The 21,340-nt window shown below is 59.1% G+C and carries 21 protein-coding genes; 3 read left to right on the forward strand and 18 right to left on the reverse strand.

Annotation, left to right across the window (positions count from 1 at the left end):
- Nucleotides 1–27 precede the first annotated feature (27 nt).
- From B9A12_RS07085 to B9A12_RS07140, 12 genes are all read right to left on the reverse strand, one after another.
- Entirely contained in the window at nt 28–786 is a 759-nt protein-coding gene (locus B9A12_RS07085; RefSeq protein WP_084057194.1) for a 2Fe-2S iron-sulfur cluster-binding protein, read from the reverse strand.
- Nucleotides 787–803: 17 nt separating this feature from the next.
- The gene (locus B9A12_RS07090; protein ID WP_084057195.1) at nt 804–1,253 is read right to left on the reverse strand and encodes a CBS domain-containing protein; all 450 of its coding nucleotides are present in this window, start codon (nt 1,251–1,253) and stop codon (nt 804–806) included.
- Nucleotides 1,254–1,531: 278 nt separating this feature from the next.
- Entirely contained in the window at nt 1,532–1,744 is a 213-nt protein-coding gene (locus B9A12_RS07095) for a hypothetical protein (protein WP_084057196.1), read from the reverse strand.
- An 81-nt stretch (nt 1,745–1,825) separates the two neighbouring features.
- The gene (locus B9A12_RS07100) at nt 1,826–3,997 is read right to left on the reverse strand and encodes an NAD(P)-binding protein (RefSeq protein ID WP_212636857.1); all 2,172 of its coding nucleotides are present in this window, start codon (nt 3,995–3,997) and stop codon (nt 1,826–1,828) included.
- A 77-nt stretch (nt 3,998–4,074) separates the two neighbouring features.
- Nucleotides 4,075–4,578, reverse strand: coding sequence for a 4Fe-4S dicluster domain-containing protein (locus tag B9A12_RS07105; RefSeq protein ID WP_084057197.1), 504 nt, complete (start codon nt 4,576–4,578; stop codon nt 4,075–4,077).
- Between the two features lie 31 nt (nt 4,579–4,609).
- Nucleotides 4,610–6,700 (reverse strand): molybdopterin-dependent oxidoreductase, encoded by a 2,091-nt coding sequence (locus B9A12_RS07110; protein WP_084057198.1) that lies wholly within the window; start codon nt 6,698–6,700, stop codon nt 4,610–4,612.
- Nucleotides 6,701–6,726: 26 nt separating this feature from the next.
- On the reverse strand, nt 6,727–7,101 hold the full coding sequence (locus B9A12_RS07115) for a response regulator (protein ID WP_084057199.1): 375 nt from the start codon (nt 7,099–7,101) through the stop codon (nt 6,727–6,729).
- A 3-nt stretch (nt 7,102–7,104) separates the two neighbouring features.
- Entirely contained in the window at nt 7,105–7,734 is a 630-nt protein-coding gene (locus B9A12_RS07120) for a hypothetical protein (RefSeq protein WP_084057200.1), read from the reverse strand.
- 96 nt (nt 7,735–7,830) lie between these two features.
- Entirely contained in the window at nt 7,831–9,540 is a 1,710-nt protein-coding gene (locus tag B9A12_RS07125; protein ID WP_084057201.1) for a sulfite exporter TauE/SafE family protein, read from the reverse strand.
- A gap of 164 nt (nt 9,541–9,704) precedes the next feature.
- Complete coding sequence (locus B9A12_RS07130) at nt 9,705–10,133, reverse strand: hypothetical protein (RefSeq protein ID WP_084057202.1); 429 nt, start codon at nt 10,131–10,133, stop codon at nt 9,705–9,707.
- Nucleotides 10,134–10,792: 659 nt separating this feature from the next.
- Complete coding sequence (locus B9A12_RS07135) at nt 10,793–12,391, reverse strand: acyl-CoA dehydrogenase family protein (RefSeq protein ID WP_084057203.1); 1,599 nt, start codon at nt 12,389–12,391, stop codon at nt 10,793–10,795.
- Nucleotides 12,392–12,481: 90 nt separating this feature from the next.
- A complete protein-coding gene (locus tag B9A12_RS07140; RefSeq protein WP_084057204.1) occupies nt 12,482–13,795 on the reverse strand; it encodes a DnaJ domain-containing protein in 1,314 nt (437 codons plus the stop codon).
- A gap of 152 nt (nt 13,796–13,947) precedes the next feature.
- Here B9A12_RS07140 and B9A12_RS07145 point away from each other — a divergent pair, with 152 nt between their 5' ends.
- From B9A12_RS07145 to fliW, 3 genes are all read left to right on the forward strand, one after another.
- Complete coding sequence (locus tag B9A12_RS07145) at nt 13,948–14,814, forward strand: HDOD domain-containing protein (RefSeq protein ID WP_084057205.1); 867 nt, start codon at nt 13,948–13,950, stop codon at nt 14,812–14,814.
- Between the two features lie 157 nt (nt 14,815–14,971).
- Nucleotides 14,972–15,214: a carbon storage regulator CsrA gene (gene csrA / locus B9A12_RS07150; RefSeq protein WP_084057206.1), complete on the forward strand. Its 243-nt coding sequence runs from the start codon at nt 14,972–14,974 to the stop codon at nt 15,212–15,214.
- A 68-nt stretch (nt 15,215–15,282) separates the two neighbouring features.
- A complete protein-coding gene (gene fliW, locus B9A12_RS07155) occupies nt 15,283–15,723 on the forward strand; it encodes a flagellar assembly protein FliW (RefSeq protein ID WP_084057207.1) in 441 nt (146 codons plus the stop codon).
- A 159-nt stretch (nt 15,724–15,882) separates the two neighbouring features.
- On the opposite strand, the gene B9A12_RS07160 is transcribed toward fliW, so the two are convergent.
- The 6 genes from B9A12_RS07160 to B9A12_RS07185 all read right to left on the reverse strand — a co-directional run bounded on the left by B9A12_RS07160 (nt 15,883) and on the right by B9A12_RS07185 (nt 21,326).
- Complete coding sequence (locus tag B9A12_RS07160; protein WP_084057208.1) at nt 15,883–16,269, reverse strand: hypothetical protein; 387 nt, start codon at nt 16,267–16,269, stop codon at nt 15,883–15,885.
- Between the two features lie 41 nt (nt 16,270–16,310).
- Nucleotides 16,311–16,745, reverse strand: a complete 435-nt coding sequence (fliS, locus tag B9A12_RS07165; RefSeq protein ID WP_084057209.1) for a flagellar export chaperone FliS — start codon at nt 16,743–16,745, stop codon at nt 16,311–16,313.
- Between the two features lie 31 nt (nt 16,746–16,776).
- Nucleotides 16,777–17,148, reverse strand: a complete 372-nt coding sequence (gene fliS / locus B9A12_RS07170) for a flagellar export chaperone FliS (RefSeq protein ID WP_084057210.1) — start codon at nt 17,146–17,148, stop codon at nt 16,777–16,779.
- A gap of 37 nt (nt 17,149–17,185) precedes the next feature.
- Nucleotides 17,186–18,490, reverse strand: coding sequence for a flagellar filament capping protein FliD (fliD, locus tag B9A12_RS07175; protein ID WP_170920419.1), 1,305 nt, complete (start codon nt 18,488–18,490; stop codon nt 17,186–17,188).
- Nucleotides 18,491–18,725: 235 nt separating this feature from the next.
- On the reverse strand, nt 18,726–19,562 hold the full coding sequence (locus B9A12_RS07180) for a flagellin N-terminal helical domain-containing protein (protein WP_084057212.1): 837 nt from the start codon (nt 19,560–19,562) through the stop codon (nt 18,726–18,728).
- Between the two features lie 105 nt (nt 19,563–19,667).
- Complete coding sequence (locus B9A12_RS07185; protein WP_084057213.1) at nt 19,668–21,326, reverse strand: glycosyltransferase family 4 protein; 1,659 nt, start codon at nt 21,324–21,326, stop codon at nt 19,668–19,670.
- Nucleotides 21,327–21,340 lie beyond the last annotated feature (14 nt).

Consider the following 21,340-nt stretch of genomic DNA (forward strand, 5'->3'; position numbering starts at 1 on the left):
AGGGCCTTTCCAGAGGGTTCCATGTGTTCAGCGTTGCCTTTGCCGTAAAGCCAATTGCACCCGGTCCGCAAGCAGCTTGGCACAGGTGGGACAATAGCGGTGGTGTTCCTTCACATCCGGATGAGGTTGTGCGTGTTCTTCCGCAAATTCAAGAAACTTATGCGTGGCAAACTGGCGGCCGCACGCCTCGCAGCGTTCCAAGGCATGGATGCCGATGATCTCGTCTCGAATGGAAATTGTTCGGGTATCTTCGGTATCTCGGATGACGATCGCTCCCGTCGGGCATAGGTTGGCACACGTCCCGCAGCCGATGCAGGCCCCTTCGGCGGGCACCACATAAGCCACACCCTCGCGTTTTTCCATCCTCAGAGCTCCGACTCCGATAATTTCCTTACACACACGGATGCACAGCCGACAGCGCACACAGCCATCGGGCGGTGGTCCCAGATCGACACCGTATTGCTGGGCCAGATCCAGGATTCTCCGACTCTGGGGCGCCATCTGCAAAAGCCGCTGAAAGGCTTTCCTGCGTGCATTCTGGACGATCTCACTGTCCGTTCGAATCTGCAGTCCTTCCTGAACAGGCATGATGCATGAAAGCATGGCGACGGGCCGCCCCGATTTGCCCATCACCTCCACGGCGCACAGCCGACAACTACCAGACGGTTTCAAAGCCGGATGGTAACAGAGCGTAGGGAGTTGAACGCCGAGGAAGCGCAACGCCTGCAAGACGGTCTGCCCCTCTTCGACTTCATATTCATGTCCGTCGATGGTGATCGTAACCATTGGGAAGTCCCTTTCCTTCAGTCGTGCATCGCATCTTCCAGGCGGCTGACATAATCTTGCAAGTAATGGAGCTCCGCCTTCAACGATCCCACATAGTTTTGGATGATGTCTCGGACGGACAAAAGGCCGACAAGCCGGCCTTCCGAAAGCACGGGCATATGGCGAATATCCGCTTGAATCATGGCAGACATCACGTTACTCAGCTCGTCATCCATCCGAGCGACGATCAGATTCTCTGTCATACCGTCACCGACGGAAAGGTTTGTAAACGGTTTATCCGGAAATTTCAGATGAACTTTCAGCACATCCCTTTCCGTAAAAATGCCCACAGGACGATCTTGGTCCATCACAATCAAAGCGCTGATATGCTTGTCCGCCATCATGCTGATGGCATCCTCCACCGTCTGGCTCTTATCAATGGCATGGACACATGGTTCTCTGTTCGCCAGCAAGCTCTCAACTTTCATGGAAACTCCCGCATATCATTCCGACCACGGCAGACCCTTTACCAGCATGCAACTCTATCGACCTCCCCCACGCAAGACCGGGACAAAGAAGCATGAAAGACACCGTCTGCAATGCACCGCCGGCCAAGGGACTGCGTGATGGATAACAAGCCCACAGCTTCTCCCAGCTCCACCCTACCTTTGGGTGCCGGGCACCACAGTCTCCATACACCGCTTTCTTTTCCCGCGTTTCGTCTCACCCTGCCCAAAAGAAGGGCCAAAGCCGTTCTGCGTTGAGCTTACTCTTCCAAGAGCCGGAGACAATCCTGGGGGAATCGGTGTGTGCCCCTATCATCAAGCGTCACTTCCACCAGGGCGCTGGGATCGTTTTTGCTGGTATCCGGATCCGTGATCACGCCGCGGGCGCCCACATATTCGTCCATGTAGGGCTCCCAGCTTTCATCCTCGGATCTCCTGTGAATTTCCACTCGTTGCCCCCTTCGAAACGTCATCGGCACCTCCTTTTCGGCTCCCGTTGGCCCCTTCCGCCGTCCCACAGTCCCGGACGCTCGGTAAAGGAGTGGCATCCCTTTTCAGATCCCTTTGCCGACGGGAGGCGTTAGTTCCGCATGCTTGGCCGCGGCCTTTTTGCGGGCACACTTCAAACAGAGTCGATGTCCCGCCACCGTCGACGCCAGCTCCTTCATGCGCCCCATAATGAAATCATGGTACCGTTCGGGACCGAGAACACTCCCACACTCTTCACAGTATTCCAATTTGAGTTGGTTGAGAACCGTCCCGCAGATCGACAGAACCCGCGTACCATCCCGATCCTCGATCTGCATGGCATCGTTGGGGCAATGGGTGGCACAGGCGCCGCAGGTGATGCACCTTTCCGCCGTCGCTCGAAAATCCGTTTCCGTCTTGTGTTCCACGTCCAGATAACCCAATTTCAGGGCATCGATCTTCATCTTGTCCCGACAGATCTCGACGCACAATCCGCATCGTCGGCACACATCACAGCGCAGACACCGAAGTGCTTCTTCCCGGGCCTCGTCTTGCGTCAGCCCCAGTTCCACCTGTTGGAACGTGATCCTTCGCCGATCGGTATTGAGCTCGGCCATCCTGGGCCTTTCCAGGCGCATCTTCTTGGACGCCGACACTTCCAAAAAGGGCAGCCTGCGGCGCCTCACAGGCACCGGAGGCATCTTGGGCTGGGGAATTCCTTGGAGATAGCGATCGATGGCATCGGCGGCTACTTTGCCCATACCAATGGCTTCAATGACCGTCGCCGGCCCCGTGACCACGTCTCCGGCAGCAAAAACCCCCTCCTGACTCGTTTCCATGGTCGCCGTGTTGGCCTTGATAGTGCCGCGTTTGGACCATTTCAGGCGGTCCAGGTGGTCCACCCCCCTGCTATCAATGGCTTGACCGATAGCCGCAATAACACAATCCACATCCAGGTCGTGATCGCTGCCTTCCACCGGAATCGGGCGTCTGCGCCCGCTGGCATCCGCTTGCCCCAGCTCGGCACGCAGACAATGCAGGGCCGTCACACGACCGTCTTGCCCCTTGACCTCAACGGGTACGGTCAGAAATTGAAATTGAACCCCCTCTTCTTCCGCTTGTCTGACTTCGATTTCATGGGCGGGCATTTCGGAGCGCGTTCGACGGTAGAGCAACGTCACCGATTCGCAGCCCAGGCGGATACAAGTGCGGGCCGCATCGATGGCCACGTTCCCACCACCGATGACGGCCACCTTCTTACCCGGGGCATGGCGCTCGCCCAAGGCCACGTCGCGGAGGAAATCCACGGCACTGATGACTTGGGGGAAATCCTCTTCCCCGGGAATCATCAACTTGTAGGAACTGTGGGCTCCGATGGCGATGAGGAAGGCTTCATAGCCTTCCTCGCGCAGCTGCTCGATGGTCACATCCCTCCCCAGCCGCGTGTTCCGCCGTATCTCCACACCCATGTCTTCGATCATGCCCACTTCGCGGTCGATCACCTCGCGCGGGAGTCGATACCGGGGGATTCCCACCATCATCATGCCGCCCGCCACCGGCAGTGCCTCCAGGATGGTCACCTGGTAGCCCTTGAGCCGCAGATAGTAGGCAGCGGTCAGTCCCGCGGGACCGGCCCCCACGATGCAGACCTTCCGTCCATTGGACGGAGGCAGCGGCGGATTGACATATTCCATGCGGGACATGGCCCGTTCCGCCGCATATCCTTTGAGGTCCTTAATGGCAATGGGCTTGTCGATCCGTCCCCGGACGCACACGAATTCACACGGATGCGTGCACACCAGGCCGCACACCCAGGGAAAGGGGTTATCTTCCCTGATGATACGAATGGCTTCGGCTTCGCGTCCCATGCCGATAAGGGTCACATAACTGGGGATGTCCAGGCCGGCCGGACACGCCATCTGACAGGGCGACGGCGCAAGTTTTACGCAATCGCCCGTGGCGCAGTTGTGCGTTTGGATGTGACTGACGAAAACTTCCTCGTATTCGCTCAACGTGTCGAGCAGGAACCTCCCCGCCTCGACCGTCCTGGCCTCCGCACCCTGGGACAACAGGGATTCTCCCAGAGATCGAAGCGCGGAGAGATGGTCCCCGCCACCCCGTCCCCAGGCGATATCTCCCAGCAGAAGAAAAATTTCTTCCGCCAAATGACGCGACCTGGGAAGGGTGATGGTTTCCGAGGCAAGAAGCTCATCAAAATATTGACGACACTCGTTGACCGGACATCTTGAAGACATCATCCGTGATTACCTCGAAATTAGACTGAAAAGTTCACTGCCCATCGCCCCTTAGCAGATTCTCATTCGTCGACCGTTCATCACTCCAAAGACGACAGGGCCTTGGCGTGACGTTGCCGCCGAATGTCGCGCAGCTCTTCCGGTTTCCCGAATTGGAGGCAGTGGGTGGTGCACACGGTCACACAGGCGGGTTTTAAGCCCTGGTCCAGGCGATCTTTGCAATAGTCACACTTGACCACCTTTCCCGTTTCCGGGTTCCACTGCGGGGCGCCCCACGGACAGGCCGAGATACAGGTTTTGCATCCCACGCACAAGTCTTCGTCCACAAAAACGATCCCGTCTTTGGCTCGCTTCTGCATGGCGCCCGTCGGGCAGGCCGCCACACACCACGGGTTTTCGCAGTGGAAACACGGCATAAAGATGTAGGAAGCCCTGGGAAGCGGCCCCACAAACTTGGGGCCCACTTCCACGACCTGGCAGATCTTGGGCCCCAGGGGCATCCCTTTGTTGGCCTTGCACTGGACTTCGCACGTATGACAACCGATGCACTTCTTCGCATCCTGGAAGAGGTAGTACTGACTCATTCGCATGCCCTCCAAATTGGGTCCAAGTTTGTTAATGAAGCCGCTTGACGGTCACGACCGTTTCGTCCAGTGCGGGACTGCCACCGATCGTGTCGGAGATGTTTTCTTGAAGCACTCCGTCGGCCAGACCCCGGTTGAAGCTCCGAGCGGCTGACCGGGCCTGGTGACCGAAACCGTGCAGCATGAAGACAGCCTCCGGGTGAATCATGTCCGTCACGTGAGCTCGGATCTCCCCGGAACCCACCTTGGAACTCACCTCGACCCAGTCTCCGTCCTTAATGCCGAGGCGCTCAGCTTCCTTGGTGTGAATCCAGAGGCAATTTTCCGGAACCAGCTCGTTCAAATAGGGGTTGTTTTGGGTCGATACGTGGGTGTGTTGGGCACAGCGGCCGACCATGAGTCGGTACTGGCCTTCGGGCGGTGAGGAAACCGGTTCATAAGCAGGAAAGGACGGATAACCCGCCTCTTCGAGCAAAGAAGAAACCAGTTCAATCTTGCCCGAAGGAGTCTTGAATTTGATCCCGTTTTCCCGGTCCCAAAAGATCTGCTTGTCGGTGTAGGCAACGAAGCCTTTCTTGGCAAAGTCTTCCAGATAGAAACCCGTCCCCTCCAGCTGCCAGCGGACCAGATCTTCCATGGTTTCATAAGGGAAGTACTGGCCCACGCCCAGCCGTTCGGCCAACTGCTTCAGGATGATGGCACCCGGACGCGTGTCGTAACGCGGACTCAACGCCTGATGGCGCAGAAACATCTGCGGCTTGAGGCCGTTGGCTTGCTGCACGCAATCAAGCCGCTCCAGATAGGTGGACTCGGGCAGGATCACATCGGAATACCAGGCGATATCACTATAGTTGATGTCGATGGTCACCACCAGATCCAATTGATCCAAGGCCCGTTTGTTCTGGTTCATATCCGGAATGGACATGAGCGGATCGAAACGGTAGGCAATCAAAGCTTTCAGGGGATAGGGATCCTCGTTCAGGATGGCCATGGGCAACATCTGTGCCACGCCGTGATTCTTATCGGGCAACGGGAAATCAGCCGTTCCCACCTTGTCGAACCGCACCACGTCCACCTTGGGAAGCCCCTCTTGTTCCGTCAGCTTCCGCGCCGGTTTGCCGCCCACTTCGCCCGGCCCCTTCTTGAAAAAGAGCCCACCCTTGGCCTCCACGCTTCCCATCAGCGCGTTAAGAATCAGAATGGAGCGCCGCAGATAGATTTCTTGGGGATGGCTGGCCCCGCGATAGCCAAAGTGAAAGATGACCGAGGGTTTTTGCTTGGATATCTGCCTGGCCAAATTGACGATCCGGTGAGCTTCGATCCCCGTTTCCCGTTCCGCCCATTCGGGAGTATAAGGCTGGACGAAATCCTGCAATTCCGCAAACCCGTCCACCCAGCGCTCCACAAAGTGCGCATCGTAGAGTTTTTCCTTAATGATGACGTGCATGAGCGCGTAATTGAGAGCAAGGTCGGTTCCCGGCCGGATCATAAAATAGTCGTGGGCTTTGGTGGCCGTCACCGTCACCCGGGGGTCGATATAGGTGATCTTCGCCCCGTTTTCCACGGCTTCCATCAACGCATTGACCGCTTTGACCTCCACCGCCTCAAAGAAGTTCCGGCCGTAAAAGACAATGTGCTTGGTGTTCTTGTAATCGAAGCTCATCTGAGCGTCCGTGTACCCGAAAAGGGACCGACCTGCGGTGTTGACGGAGCCCTTGCAGATGGCGTCATGCGTGCAATGGTTCGGGGACCCGATGGCCCGCAGGAAGGTCTTGCTTACATGGGTGGCAAGCTGGGTCCGCTCGGCTAAGACCACGCTCTGGGGGCCATGCTGGCCGATGATTGCCTGGAGTTTTTCCGCCACGTAGTCCAGGGCTTCGGCCCATGTGGCCTTCTTCCATTTGCCGCTTCCGCGTGGTCCGGTCCGGATCAGCGGCGACTGCACCCGCTGGGTGTCGTTCAAAAGAGCCAAACCGGCGGCACCCCGAGGGCACAGGCTCCCTTCCATGCCGGCCACATGTGGATTTCCTTCGATCCACTTGGCCTGGCCGTTTTCCACAACCACCTTGATAGGGCAACGAACCGAACACATGAAACAAAGACTGTAGACTTCTTTCCTCATGGACTTTCCTTTCTCTAGGCTGACCATCACTTTTCCAAAGGACGCTCACCCAATGCACTGTTGACACGATATTCCAGATCCTCGATCTCCACCGGCTTGACCAGGTAATCCTCAATGCCCAGGCGGGTGGCTTCCCGGGCCGTTTCCGCAGACGGAAACCCCGTGATCATGATCACCTTGGCGGCCGGCCAGCGGGATCGAAGGAGGCGAAGCACCGAAAGGCCGTTGTCCTCCCGGAGTTTGATATCCAGCAAAGCCAAATCCGGCTCGTTGTCTTCCAACCAGGCCCGCGCCTCGGCAGATCCGGTAAAGACCAGCACCTGGTGCCCCATGGCGGACAGCACCCGCTGCATGAGCCGGCAGGCGTCCTTTTCATCGTCTAAGACCAAGATCCGTGCCATGACTCACACTTCATAGACAGACGGGCTCTCCGCGAAGGCGGAAGAGCTGTTCGACGCATGCACTTTTCGCAACCTTTTCAGGAGCCGCGGCCCCAGAAACCAGATCAGGTGGCATCCCAGATAGACCGCAACGAACCAAAAGACGGAACCGACCGCGACCGTTTCCCCTCGCCCTCCCGGCACAGTGAAGAGGGCGTCGCGGCCGAACAGGGCCGTCAGGCGTTCCGGGCGATAGGCCTCGTTCACATAAGCGAGCATGCTCAAAAAGGGTAGGTAACTGGTCACGATGTTTCGCAAAAGTCCTTCAAAAAAGTAGTTGTAATAGACCTGATTGAGCTTCGCCTGGTCGATGTTTTTGGCCAGGGCTTTTGCCTTTTCCGGATCCCCGCAGGCGAGTGCTTCCTGGCGAAGTCCGTACCAGTAGTGAAATTCCTCCTGGAGCTCCTGGTATCTCTTGGGGCGATAGATACGATCGAGCACACGGGTGATGCCGAAGGTGATTCCGGCGGCCACGGCCACCGTGGCGGCCGGTCCCATCCCATGAAGAGGCCCGAAAGCCGCATCCAATAAATGAGCCAGACCTTGGATGAAGATGACGATCCGTGCCCATAGTTGGTCCAAAAATGCGTCCATGTCTCCGGCTTCTCCTTTCGGCGTCGTCTCCGACCTCCAGGTAAGGAAGGCCCGGTCGGAGGGGCCCTGCCCCTCCGACCGGGCCGATGACCGCCCTTAGATCCAGATTTCGATCTTGAAAAAGCGGAAGAAGAGGAAGAACAGGGTGATGGCCAGCACCCACTTCAAGGTCTTTTCACTGAAGAGCTTCTGCAAGCGGCTGCCCAGCATTCCACCCACGAAACCGCCGATGATGATGGCGATCGCCAGCCACAGGTCCGGCAGGTAGCCGTTGAGCAGGTAGCCCAGAAAGGCTCCGATACTGCTGAAGCACGTCCCGATGAGGGACACGGGCACGGCCACGTACATGGGCAGAGCCCCCAGCGTGGTCATGGCGGGCACCAACAGGAACCCTCCGCCGATTCCAAAGGAGCGGGAAACCACGCCGATGAGGAGCCCCAGGATACCGAACAGCAAAGGATTGATCTGGAATTCCTCACCCCAGAACTTGAATCGGTAGTCGGTCAGACCGCTTTTCACCGGTTCGATCCGGCCCATCTGGGCGGCACGGCCTTCGGCCTTGGCGCGGGCCACCTCTTCATTGAACTTCTTTACCATGGCCTTGATGTTTTTCCGCTTTTCCATCACGGCCGGCGTCAGCTCATAGAGAGTCCGAATGCCCATGAGCACCACCAGGATCGCCAACCATTCCTTGTAGGTCTTCAGAGGCAGGTACTGGGTGGCATACTTGCCGAGCCAGATGGAGCCGATGAAGATGCCCACGCCGAAAGAGATGCCCACAGGCCAGGCCACCCGCTTTTCCACCGCCGCATAGCGGTAGAAGGAACCCAGCGGAGAAAAGAGGGTGAGCGCCATGTTGGACGGACGCAACACGTTGGCGGCGTTGATGCCGATGGGACCGGCCGTCTGGACCACGATCACCTGGAAGGCGGCCATGAGCATGCCGCCGGCGGCCCCGATCATGGAGAAGTAGGCACCCACCAGGATGGCGCCGATGGTAATCCACAGGGGATTCATGTACCGAAAGCCCTTGGCCAGCCAGAAACCATTGCCCTGAACATTGTAAGCACCCACCTTGGTACCGTTCACGTAGACGTCGAACTTGGTATCCGGCGGGGTGTGACGAAAGCTCTTGAAGGTCACCTTGAAGGCACCCGTGTTCTTGTCCAATTGGATGGTGGTGCCCTTGTCCCAGTAGTTGCCGCTCTTGGCATGGTCGGTGAGCACGCTGCGGGCGAAGATGGTCACTTTGCCCTTCTTGGTGGCTTCCTTCACGATGGTGTTGATGCCGTAGTTGCTCTCATGGGCAAACTTGTAGAAATTCCACTCTTCCTTCGTCTGGATGGGGCCCAGATAAGGAAGAATCGACGGATCCAGATCATCAAACTTGCTCAGTTTGAACATGGTGGTCTTATAGAGACCGCGCTTACCGCCTTGCGTAAAAAAGGAAGGACCGCCGAAGCGCTTGACGGTTATCTTTCCGAACTTTTCCGGACGGGTGGTGATCATGTAATAAAGAACCGGAATGGATGTGTCCTTGGAAAAGCCCCGCTTCTTGGCCTCCTTGGCCAACCGCTTGGTTTCATGCACCCCCTGGGTGTCCTTGGGGGCGAAAGTCGTCTGGGAAGCGACCGCCACGTACAGGTCCTGACCGGGTTCGATCTTCCCTTCGATGGTCACCAGATCCCCAGCCTTGTAGTTGCTGGAACCCATGGAGGCGCTCACGGCCGCCTGGCTCACCCCGCACAGCCCCAGAAGGGCCACCACAGAAAGCATCACGGTTACCGCATTAAGGAACTTTCTCATTGAAAATCCTCCTCCAATCATTCTCCGATCAAAGAATCTCGAAAAAGACGAAAAGCTAAGATGTTTCCAGTCCTGTCTTCAAACTACCCTGGATGCAATCCTCACCCCCTTTCCTGTCCGGACAGTGCAGACACAGATATTTTCCCCGACGACCCGCCATCCGATTACCGGGCCGCCTTGGCCTTTATCGCCAGCACCCCACCCCCGAGGCCGCTCAGCGCCGCCACGGCCACGCAGACAAGCGCCGAGCGGGTTCCGAGAAGGGGCATGCCATGAAGGTAGGCAAAAAGCGTGTTCGCCAGAACGTGGGACAGGGCCCCCACGGCGGCGCCGGCCGCCACGGACCACTGCCGGGGATGCTTGAGCTGCCCACCCGTCCGGTCCACCAACATGAAAGCAGCCATGGCCCCGTTGAAAGCCACCACCCAGGGCAGGCACCCCGGAAGCGTCTCCACGGAAAGCATCCCGTTGAGAAAAAAGATCACCAGCAACGTCCCCACCGTGCCCACCACCACGGCGTGCACCCATCGCACACTCCAATGGGAGGAAATTCTCCAAAGCATCTCCATAACCGCCCGTCCCCTTTCCTTCATTTGGGCCACTCCAGCCGTCGCCCAACGGCAACTCACTTCGTGAACAGGACCACGAATCCGATGGCCCCCGAACATAGGGCAACGTTTGTGCCATTCGGAGCACGCCGGAGCACAAAAGAAGGGCGTGGCTATTTTGTGTGGTTATTTCGGAAAATTAGAGTAGCTCAGAAGGGATATACGCCCGACTCCGGCAGGCCGAAGGGATAGGAGAAAGGGCGCTTGAAGTGCATTATTTTTACTGCACTGAAAGATTCCCTTTGCGCTCGTCTTGCGCCCGCGGGGGCCAATCGGCGGGTCCGTGCCGCCGGCCGGTCCCTGCCCCGACGGGGCCTGTCCCATAATGGCCTCCCGCCCTGTTGTGGCTTTCTGGCCGGTTGATATTCCACCGGCCCCGTGGTGCTTTTTGGTTTCTCTCAGGCAGCCTTGGTGGGGTGGGTTCGGCCCCCCCACCAAGGCATGGCAAGGGCCGCAGCACAAGCCCGCTTGAAAGTTCCAATCTTCCGGCCACACAAGAAGGGAGGATCCCGGGCGTCTTCGGACAGGCTCCCAGGGATGTGTCGAAACCGTGCCCATCGTCCTAGTCTTGCACCAGGCTGGCCTCAAGCGGGCAGGCGCATACTTTTTATGGCACCCCCCGCGTGAAGGCCCCACCGGCGAGATCACTGGGTGGATTCTTCTCGGAAGAAGCGCTCCCAGCGGAAAAGCCGGGCCGAAATCTTTTCCTTTCGGGTGTTCCAGAGCCGCAGGCAGGACCGCCGGCATTCCTTCATCTCTTCCAGCATGTAGTCCAGGAACAGCCGGTGTTCCGTGGAAAGCAGGCCCCGGTCCAGGTCCTTTTGCATGCGGGCCAGCATGGCCAGGATCGCGTAGGTGTAGAGGCTCAGGGTGGTGAGGCGCCGCAGCACGTATTCCTTGCTCATGACCTTTTTCCGGTGGATCATGGCAACGGCCGGCAGGGCGAACTTCAGATACCGCGCGTTGCGCTTGGCCTGCCGTGCGGCGCATCGCAGTTGCTTGTCCCGGAAGGGCACATCCCACTGGAGGCCGCCCGTCAGGTGTTTCCAAAGGACTTTCAGGGACCCCAGAACGCCCTGCTCGGTCCCAGCCATCTCCTTGGTCATCCGACGGATGGCGAAAAGGGGCGGATAGATGGAATGGATCTCCGTGGTGCCTTCGAAGATGGTGGTGACCCGAAAGTCCCGCAAGCGCTTTTCGTAGGGATTGGTCTTCAGGTATCCGGACCCGCCCGCGGTTTGGAGTGCGTCGTAGAGCACGTCCCAGGCACGGGTGGTTCCGAAAAGCTTCACGTGGCTCGTTTCCATGGCCACATTGCGGTGGGGGTCCTCTTCCAGAAACAGGGCGGTGAGTGTCGTCATGGCGTCGCAGGCAAAGGCGTGGGCCCGGGCGCGAACGATCTTCTCCTGGATCAGCTCGAAGTTTTCGATGGGGACACCGAACTGGATGCGGTTGGCGGCCCGTTTGGCCATGTCGGTGGCGGACTGGTCCATGAGGCCCGTGGAGGCGGCTCCCAGCCCCAGGCGGCCGAAATTGAGGATGGTCATGGCGATTTTGAAACCGTCACCGGGTTTTCCCAGCAGGTTTTCCCGGGGCACCTTCACGTCCTTGAAGTGGATGGCCGCCGTGGAGCTGGCCGTGAGGCCCATCTTGGGCATGTCTTTGCCGATCTGGACGCCTTCCCAGTCGGTTTCCACGATGAAGGCCCCCATGTGGCCCGGCTTTTCGGGATCCAACTGGGCGAAGACGGTGAGGCCGCCGGCGTAGTTGGCGTTGGTGATGTAGGTTTTTCGCCCATTCAGGACGTAATGGGTTTCGTCGTCGGAAAGAACGGCCGTGGTGTGGATGTGTTTGGCGTCGGAGCCGATGTGGGGTTCGGTGAGCGCATAGGAAAAGATCATGTCCCCGGACGCCGCCAGCGGCAGGTACTTGGCCTTTTGTTCCTCCGTGCCGAACAGCTGGATTCCCTTCACGCCGATGGACAGATGGGCGATGGAAACCAGGGCCACGGAAAGATCCCGACGGGCCAGCTCCCGAATCACCTCCAGGTACTCCCACAGGTTGAACCCCAGGCCGCCGTATTCCTTGGCGATGGAAAAGCCGAAGAGGCCCACCTGTCCCATCTTTCCAATCATTTCGTCGGGCACCCGGCCCAGGGATTCGATTTCCTGCGGAGAAAACTGTTGCAGCAGGCCCTCGTAGGCCACCACCAGTTCCTCCACCCTGGCCCGGTTCACATGCACCGGGAATTTTTCATAGATCCCCGCGTCCAGAAACCCGCGGTAGGCTGTCTCCAGAAATCCAGCTCGCTACATAGGCCTCACCTCTTGTCCTTAAGGTTCACGTCCGCGCCTCTGGGAAAGTGCCTCCAACGGCATGAAGCGCAATCGGCCGTCGGGGTCGTTCACCCAGCGTACCCGGCCGTTCCGGAAAAGAACGTCCGCAAATTGATAGAACCACAGGTTGCCCCGGATGCTGGTGGGCGTCCCCTGGACCGCCAGCACCTGGTCGGGCGTGGAACCGATAGTGAAGTATCCCGACGAACCAGACCCCGCGGCCACGGCATCGGGGGACGGGAGCAACCGGATCTTCAGGTTGCCGAAATAATTGTCGTAGGAAACGACGCGCCCATCTTCAAAGCGCACCTCGCTGAACCCGTACGTCCAACGGTCGCCCCGGACACTGGTGGGCGTCCCCTGAACCCTCAAGACCTCGTCCTTGGTGGATCCCAGCGTGAAAAAGGGCCTTGTCCCGTCCGTTGTCTGCTGCCGGGACGGCCGCAGAGAGACTCGAAGACGTCCATCGAAGTTGTCGTAGCCCGTCACCCGGTTCTCCCGAAAACGCACCTCCGAAAGCCCATAAATCCACCGGTTGCCGTACTTCTTTTCAGGGGGCCCCTGCACCCGAAGAACCTCTTCCTGGGTGCTTCCCAGGGAAAAAGAAGCCCTCGGAGGCGTTTTTTCCCTATCTTTGCGTGCATGATCCTGGGGAAGACGGGCCGGAGCCTGCACAATGTCACGCTGCCTTTTGGCCGCATCGTCCAGTTTTTTCGCCAGCCCGGAAGTGCTCGTGGACAGGGGGCCTCGGGGGGGAGTGGCTGGAGTCCGCACGGCCTGCCGGGTAGAAGACGGGGGGGCTTTCACCGGATGGATCCCGGGCCGTCCATACCACAGGGCAAAGGCCACGGCGCACAAGACCGCCGCCACGGCTGCGCGGCGCGCGGTGGCAGAGCCCTGGCCTCCCAGAAGCCGCTGAAGGAGTGAACCCCTCCGCCGGTCGGCCGTGGTTCCGGCCCTTTGCCGCCCCGGGGCCTTCCCCCCGGGTTCCGAGCGCCTTTCGGTCCGGGAGGTCTCTCCTCCACGGGTCTTTCCATCGGCGCCTGAATGCCCATGGGAAGACGGGTGAACCGATGCGTGGGATTCCAGCGGATGCTCCAGAACGCGCCGATAGGCCTCCTGAAGCCGCTTGAATCGCTCTTCGGCTTCCGCTCGGGCCATTGGGGTGTCTTGAGCGAAACGGTCCGGGTGCCACTGCTTGGCCAGTTCACGATAGGCCCGTTTGACCGCTTCTTGGGGCGCCCCCGGCTTCAGGCCGAGCAAGTGATAATCGCGCTCCGTGGCGTTTTGGGAATCCGGCATCGAAGCCATGGAATGTCCTCAAAAAACAGATGGCACCAAGAATTCGTGCCTTCAAACATAGCCTTTGGCACTTTTTGGTTCAAGACTTTGCGCTCTTTTCCCGATAGGAAAGATGAAGTGGTCTCAGAAAACGAGCATCATGACTTTCAGGAGAATCTTCTATGGCGAACCAGGCAGACCATTCCCCAAAACCGTTGCAGGATATCTTGAAAGTGGCCGAAGAGCTTCCGCCTTTTCCCGACGTGGTCCAGAAGGTCATGCCCCTGGTGCAACGCATGGCCCCGGTGGAAGAAATCGAAGCCGTCATCCGCTACGACCAGGTGATCGCCGCCCGGGTGCTGGCCCTGGCCCGTTCGCCCCATTATGCGCGGAGCAATCCGGTCCGATCCCTCAAGGACGCCATCGTATCCCTGGGGCAAAAGGCTCTGGTGGAGGTGATTCTGGCCGCCTGCACGGCCAGGTTCCAGGACGGTGCCGTCCAGGGCTACGATCTTCGGGAAGGCGAGCTGTGGGAACATTCCGTGGGCACGGCGCTCATGGCCGACCGGATCGCCGAACGGCTCGGCATGAAGGAACGGCTCACCGTCTACACGGCGGGACTGCTCCATGACATCGGCAAGACGGTCCTCAATCGGTACGTGGAAGATTACCTGGGCAAGATCATTCGGGCGGTGAAGACGGAAAGGAGCACCTTTCTGGACGCGGAACGGAACATCTTGGGCATCGATCATCAGGAGCTGGGAGCGACCATCGCCAAAAACTGGAACTTTCCGGGCCCCGTCCTGGCCGGCATCGGCTTCCACCACAGCCCCCAGGACGCATCCGAAAACCGCCGGGTGGCGGCCGTCCTCTACGCGGCCAACCGCATGGTGGCCGCCATGGGCATCGGCGCGGGAGTGGACGGATTCCTCAACCCCAACCAGGACGAGGTCTTCGAGGAACTGGGCATCGACGCGCGAACCATCGAACGGCTCATGGCGGATGTGTTCGTGGCCCTGGACGAGACCAAGCAATTCCTGGCCGACTGAGAAACGAAAAGGAGCCGCCTCCATTCGCAATCAACGCCCTTCCGCCTTTGGAAGGTTTCCAAGTGACTTGCGGAGGCGGCTTTTGGTATGGTGTCCCCAATCTTCCAAACCAGTTTGTGCCGCACCGGCACGGACAGCCGCCGCAACGGGGGACGCCATGCTCGTACTGACCCGCAAAGTGGGAGAAGCCATTCGGATTGGAGATGACATCCAGGTGGTCATCACCGCCGTGGACCAGAACAAGGTGAAGGTGGGTATCAGGAGCCCACGGCACGTGCCCATTTTCCGCGAAGAGATCTACCGCAAGATCCAGGAGGAAAACCGACAGGCAGCGGACATCCGGGCCGACGACCTGGATGAGCTCCTGCAAGGCCTCCCCACCCAGGCCAAGAAGACCTGAAGTCCCCAAGGACAGGTAGCGTCAGGCTCAGCCATGGCACAGAGTGACATCGAGGAACACATCGAGGCATGAAGATCCCAACCACACGATTCGGCACCTTGGACCTGGATGAAAGCACCTTCATCCACTTCCCGTGGGGCATTCCAGGCTTTGAAGAAGTGAAGCGATACGTCCTCCTGGAACACCGCCAGGGACCCTTCAAATGGCTTCAGGCGGTGGATCATCCGGACGTGGCCTTTGTGGTCTCCCCGCCCCACGTCTTCGGGATCCGCTACAAGGTCCCCGAAAAACGAGTCGCCCCCTTGGACGTGCAGGAACCCCAGGACCTGGCCATCCTCGTTCTGGTCTCCTTCGACAGAAAGACCCGGGCGGTGCGCCCCCATGTGCGGGCTCCGTTGCTTCTGAACGCCGCCAACCGCCGGGCCTACCAGTGGGTGATGGAGCGGGCGGAGATTGGAAGCGCCATGGAATCCGTCGAGCCGACGGCCCCCGGGGACGGCGAAGCCTAAAGCCCTCCGGGCCCCCTTGGCCCCGCACCCCGCCGGAAATTAGCAGTTATTCACAAAAAAAAAACCTTCTGTGCCCCGATGGATTGGGACACAGAAGGTTTTCATCGTTTTCCGGCAAGGCTCCTCCGACCGTCTTTCCCGCTTCACGTCGGAGTGTTCTCAGGCCCCACCGCTTCCATGACCTTTGAGCCGGGCGACTTTTTGATATTGAGCGGAAGCGGACTTTCCTTGCCGCACCACGGCCATGCGCCCTGCCACACGACGGGAAGCCGCCTGGCACTGCGCCACACAGGCCGCGTAGCCGCCCTGGAGGTCCTCAAGCAGGCGCCACACCCGCCGGCGGTTTTCCGCCTGCCGAGCGATCGCCGGGTCCATGGCGCGGACCGCATCCTCCAGGCGCGAAAAGGCTTCCCGGCAGTGCCGCAGGGCCCGGTCCATTTCCCAGGCCTCCGCGTCCTGTTCCGCCCCGTCCTGCAACGTCTGGACGGCCCGGCGAAGCTCTTGGATCACCCCAGCCAAGCTTTCAAGCGGATCGACTGAAGTCACGGGGAGTTCCTTCCAGGGTTCCGCGGAGCGCCAGCGGCGGTTCAGGCGGTCAGGGACCGGGCCCAACCGTCTTCCACCCCGCCCAGGTTCAGCTCACCCCGATCGTATTTTCTCTTCACTTCCTGCCAGCCTTCGCGGAGATCTTCCAGAATGCGGATGAGGCCGTCATAGACCTCGGGGTCCTTCTTGGAATTGATTCCGATGAGTTCCCGGAGCAGATAATTGTAGATTCGGGAAAGGTTCACCGCGATCTCACCGCCGCGCTCGAAATCGAGCCCCACCAGCAGCTCCGTGATCACGTCCTGACCGTGGCGGATGCGCTCGTAGGCGGCATCCATGCGTTGGGAGGCATGGTGCTCCTGGGCTTGTCGAAGATCCTGGATGGTCGCGTCATAGCACATGAGGACAAGACTTGCGGTATCCGCCGTCTCCACATTGGTCTTCCGGTAGGCATCCTGTGCCCTGTAGTTCATCATCTGTCACACCTCCCCATGCGTTTCTTCCTTCTCAACCGGCACAAGCCAACTGGCCCCATGCGTCGCGCAGCTCCCCCGTCATGGCGATCAGCCGATCCAGGGTCTGCTGGGCCTGGGAATCCCGTATGGCCACCAGTTCCTTGAGCATGTAGTTGTAGATCCGGCCGAGGTTCTGGGCCACCTCTCCTCCCCTTTCATAGTCCAGCCCGATGAGAAGCTCCGTCACCAGATCCTGGGCATGGCGGATGCGATCCATCAGTTGCTCCTCATCACCCCGGCTGTGGGCGTGCTGAGCTTCCCGGAAGTCTTGCAGCATGGCATCGTAGCAACGCACGATGAGGTGCAGGAAATCATCCTGGGAGACGTCTCCATTCTGGAAGGCCGGCAAGGCTTGAGCGTTCATTTTTTCCTCCCCACGGCAAATTTTTCCCAACCTCGGGTCATGAAGAAAAACTGGCAAAGAGTTGGGACAGACTGCTCATCTGCGCATTCATCTCGTTCATGGCCGAATCCATGGCGATGAATTGGGCCTTGAGCCGCTCCATCTCGGCATCGATTCGATCCTCCATGGTCTGGACCCGATCGTCCAGGGAATCGATCTGGTCCTCCACGCTTTGGATCTTGTTGGGCACGGTCCCGTCCACCGAATCGGTCATGGTGTCCAGAACGGATTGCAAACTTTGCGCCAGGCTGTTGAACTTGGACACCGTCCCGGCATGATCCTGGGACAAGGCCTGGGTGAACTCGTCGGCGTCGAACTCCAGGGTGCCCTCGTTGGAAAAGGTGATGCCGTAGTCGAACATCTGCTCGTTCAGCAGGGTCGTCTGCAGGCGGCTCTTGATGGAGCGAAGCTGCGCGTCCCCGAAAAGAACCCCGCCGGCCTCTTGGGAGACCGAATTGTATTGAAACTGTTGGTTGATGTATTCCATCACGCCGTTGTAGGCGTCCACGAAACCCTGGACCTTGTCTTGGACGGCTTGCTCGTCCCGGGAAATATCCACGGAGACGGTGGTGGCGGAATCCTCGCCGCGCAGCTGCAGCGTCACACCTTCTATCGCGTCGGTGATGGTGTTGGAAGAACGGGTCATGGCGATCCCGTCCACGGTGAAGGCCGCGTCTTCTCCCGCCTGGAGGATGGAAAAGTAGTCACCGGGGGCGTCCGTGAACTCAATCCCGGCGGCCCCTTCTTCTTCGCTGGTCAGGATGAGGCGGTAGTCGGAATCGGAGACCTTGAGGACCGCGGCCATGACCCCGGTGGCGCTGGTGCCCGTATTGAGGGTGTTGATCTCATATCGAAGATCGTTCAGGCTCTTGCCGTCCAGGGTGATGTCGTTTCCTTCGATGGTGATGGTCCCCGTCCATCCCGCATCAGCCGATGCGGACGAGACCGACGCGGATTGTAGTTTTTCGGCCTTGGCCAGGTTGGTGACCTGGATGTCGAAGCGGCCGGCCGCCGCGCCGGATCCCACCGACACTGAGAGAAGGCTTTCCGGATCCACGCTGCTGGAAGACGTGAGGGAGGCGGAAAAGAGGTCGAAGGCGTCGGAACCGTCCATGTCCTGCACCGCGTTGAGGAGATCGGAGAGCTTGGTGGATACCGTGTTCCAGGCGGACAAGACGTCTTCCTGCCGCTCCTTCTGGTCCTGGAGCGGCTGGATGTACTGCTCCTCCTCCACCTGCTGGAGCTGCTCCAGTGTGGTCTGCCAGTCGAAGCCGCTTCCAACCCCACTGAGGCTGATTCCCATGGTGTTCACCTCCTGGCGGTCCATCCCCGGGCCTTACCGTGACGGCCGAAAGCCGGAGAAGAATCCAGCGATCAGAACGGTATTCCCGTTCCCACTTTATTGATCGGCAAAAGGAGCCCGCACCTTGACAGTTTTTGCTAATAAAAACCATCTTCGAGCATCAACAAAGAAGGGGCGGCTCCCCCCTGGAACCACCCCCCCCTCGGACTGGTAGAGTGTGATGAACCTGGATGGTCTATCCCAGCAGCTGGAGGATCTGTTGCGGAGCCGCATTGGCCTGGGCCAGCATGGCCATGCCCGACTGCTGGAGGATCTGGTTTTTGGTGAACTGAGTGACTTCATAGGCCATGTCGGCATCGCGGATGGCCGATTCGCTGGCCGAATAGTTTTCGATCATGATGTTCAGGTTGTCCATGGTGTGCTGCAGCCGGTTCTGGTACGCTCCCAGCTTGGCGGTGTAGTTGTTGATGCTCGAAAGCGCGTTGTCGATGGAAGCCATGGCATTTTGTGCGTCGCTCAACGTCCCAATTTTACTAGCACTCACACCCAACGCGGCTGTGGAGACAGCATTGAGTTCAACCTCCAATTGATCGTGGCCCACATTCTCCGCACCAATCTGGAAAGTAAAGGAGGTTGTGGCGCTGGCACTGTCACCGTAAACCAGTGTCACCCCGTTGTATTTGGACGTCTTGGCGATGCGGTCCAGCTCGCCCTGAAGTTCCGTAAATTCCGTATTGAGCAACTCCCGCTCTGTATTGGTGATCTGATCGCCTGCGGCTTGGGTGGCCAGCTCTTTCATGCGCACCAGAATGTTTTCGATCTCATGATACGCTCCATCCGCCACCTGCAGCATGGAATTGGATTCCGTGGCGTTCTGATAAGCGACCCTCAAGGACGCCACCTTGGCCTTGAAGGTATTGGCCACCGCAAAACCGGCCGCATCGTCCGCCGCCCGGTTGATCCGGTAGCCCGTGGACAGCCTTTCCAGCGACTTGGAAAGGTTCCGGTTGTTGATGGTGAGATTCCGCTGAACGTTAAGAGCCGTGACGTTGGTGTTGATCCGAAGTGCCATGATCCTTCCTCCTTGAATGGTGTGTTTTTGACTTCCCTGCCAAAAAGCTTTCTACCAGTCCTCTTGTGCCTTCACTTTTGCTATCGGCACGACGGTGGAAGGGCTTTAACGATTTTTCGCAACCAGAACCCCGTGCTTGATCAACCAGTCCAGATGGAGCAGGGACGCGTCCCGGTCCAGGTCGTACTCGTTTCCCGCCAGATAAAGAAGATCCACGACGTTCGAAGCCCCCCGGGCGGAAACCCGATGGACCATGGCTTCCAGAACTTCCTGACGAAGAAGCAAGGCCGTCTCCTCGTATCGGATGGGTCGGAAGACGCCCCGGGCAAAGTCCTTGCCCTGGGGCCCTGGAAAAACCGAAGATGCTTCTGCCAGGATCACGGATGGATAATGGGGAAAGATTTTTGAAACGGAAGGCGTGATGACAGGCCGCGCCACCGGCTCGTGGCAAGATTCCGACCGGGCCGAGGAACCCAGGTCTTTCCAGAGCTGCCGATAGGCTTGGATGACCCGGGGCCATCGAAATTTTTCGACGCGCCGTCTGGCGTTTTCCGAAAAGAATCGACGGAGCCGGGGTTTCAAGACGAGTAACGTTAAGGATTTGACCAAGGCGTCCATGTCGAAGGCCACTTTCTGGGCCCGATAGTATCGGAGCACGGAAGGCTCCAGGATTCCGGCCAGAGCGTCCCAGGGCTCCTGGCCCGCACTGGCATAGGTGGGCACGAGAAAGCCCGTCTCCCCGTCCACCACCAGATCACGGTAACCATTGAAATCCGAAGCAATCACAGGAAGGCCCGCCTCCATGGCTTCCAGGAGACTGAGCCCGAAGGTTTCCTGGTAATTGTCCACCAGGGAACAGAAAAGATCGGAGGCCGCGAGCCAGTCCTCCTTTTCTTCCACCGACACGTTGGCCCGAACCCGCACCCTGCCCGCCAGGCCCAGCGCCTTCACCATCTCGGACACCAGCCGCACACTCTCCTTGCGCCCTCCACCTGCGATCACCAGGGTGACCATCGCCCCCCCGCCAGGTTCCAGGGATCCCAAGAAGACCTTGAAGGACTCCAGAAAGGGGCTGAGATCCATCTTGCTCCGGGGCGACAGCCGCCCCAGACTCAGAAGGACCACGTGATCTTCAGGGATTCCCAGCCGCTTGCGGGCTTGAGTGCGGGGTGGCAGGGGCCTTCGCCGAGCCGGAAGTCCCAGCGGGATGTGGACAAGCCGGGGAGGAGCGGGAAGCACGGCACCGAACCGGTCCCGGAAGCTTTCCCGAATCTCGTCAAAAGATCGACGCAACATCTCCACCGCGCATCGGCTGGTGCAAACGATGGCATCGTAGGGCTGGGGACCGGCCAGGAGCAACAGAATGAACTTGGTGTAGAGTCCCACCGTATCCAGGGAATGGGTCACACCGGTCACGGGAAACCGAAGGGAAGGGCTCAAACGGTTCCGCCATTCGATCAGATGGGGCATGTAGTAGGTAAAATCACCGTTATGGATCACATCCGGCGGGAAGGCTTCAACGGTCGCGGACAAGGTGGCCTGGGGCTGCACCTGTACCCGATCCGCTATCCCTGGGAAACGCTCTTGCAACAGCCCGGCAAATCGATGGGCGGCGGCTCCGTCGGTCGCAAAAAAACGATAGGAAGCACAATCTCCATGCTCCAACAGGGCATGGAGAAACTGCTCATTGGCAACCGGCATGCCCATCTTCTGTTGCCAGAAGGGATCGTCGATCAGAAAAGGATCCAGCGTCGCCCAATGCATGGCCCGTTGGCACC

Origin of the sequence: Desulfacinum hydrothermale DSM 13146, assembly GCF_900176285.1 — a bacterium.
Taxonomy (GTDB): domain Bacteria; phylum Desulfobacterota; class Syntrophobacteria; order Syntrophobacterales; family DSM-9756; genus Desulfacinum; species Desulfacinum hydrothermale.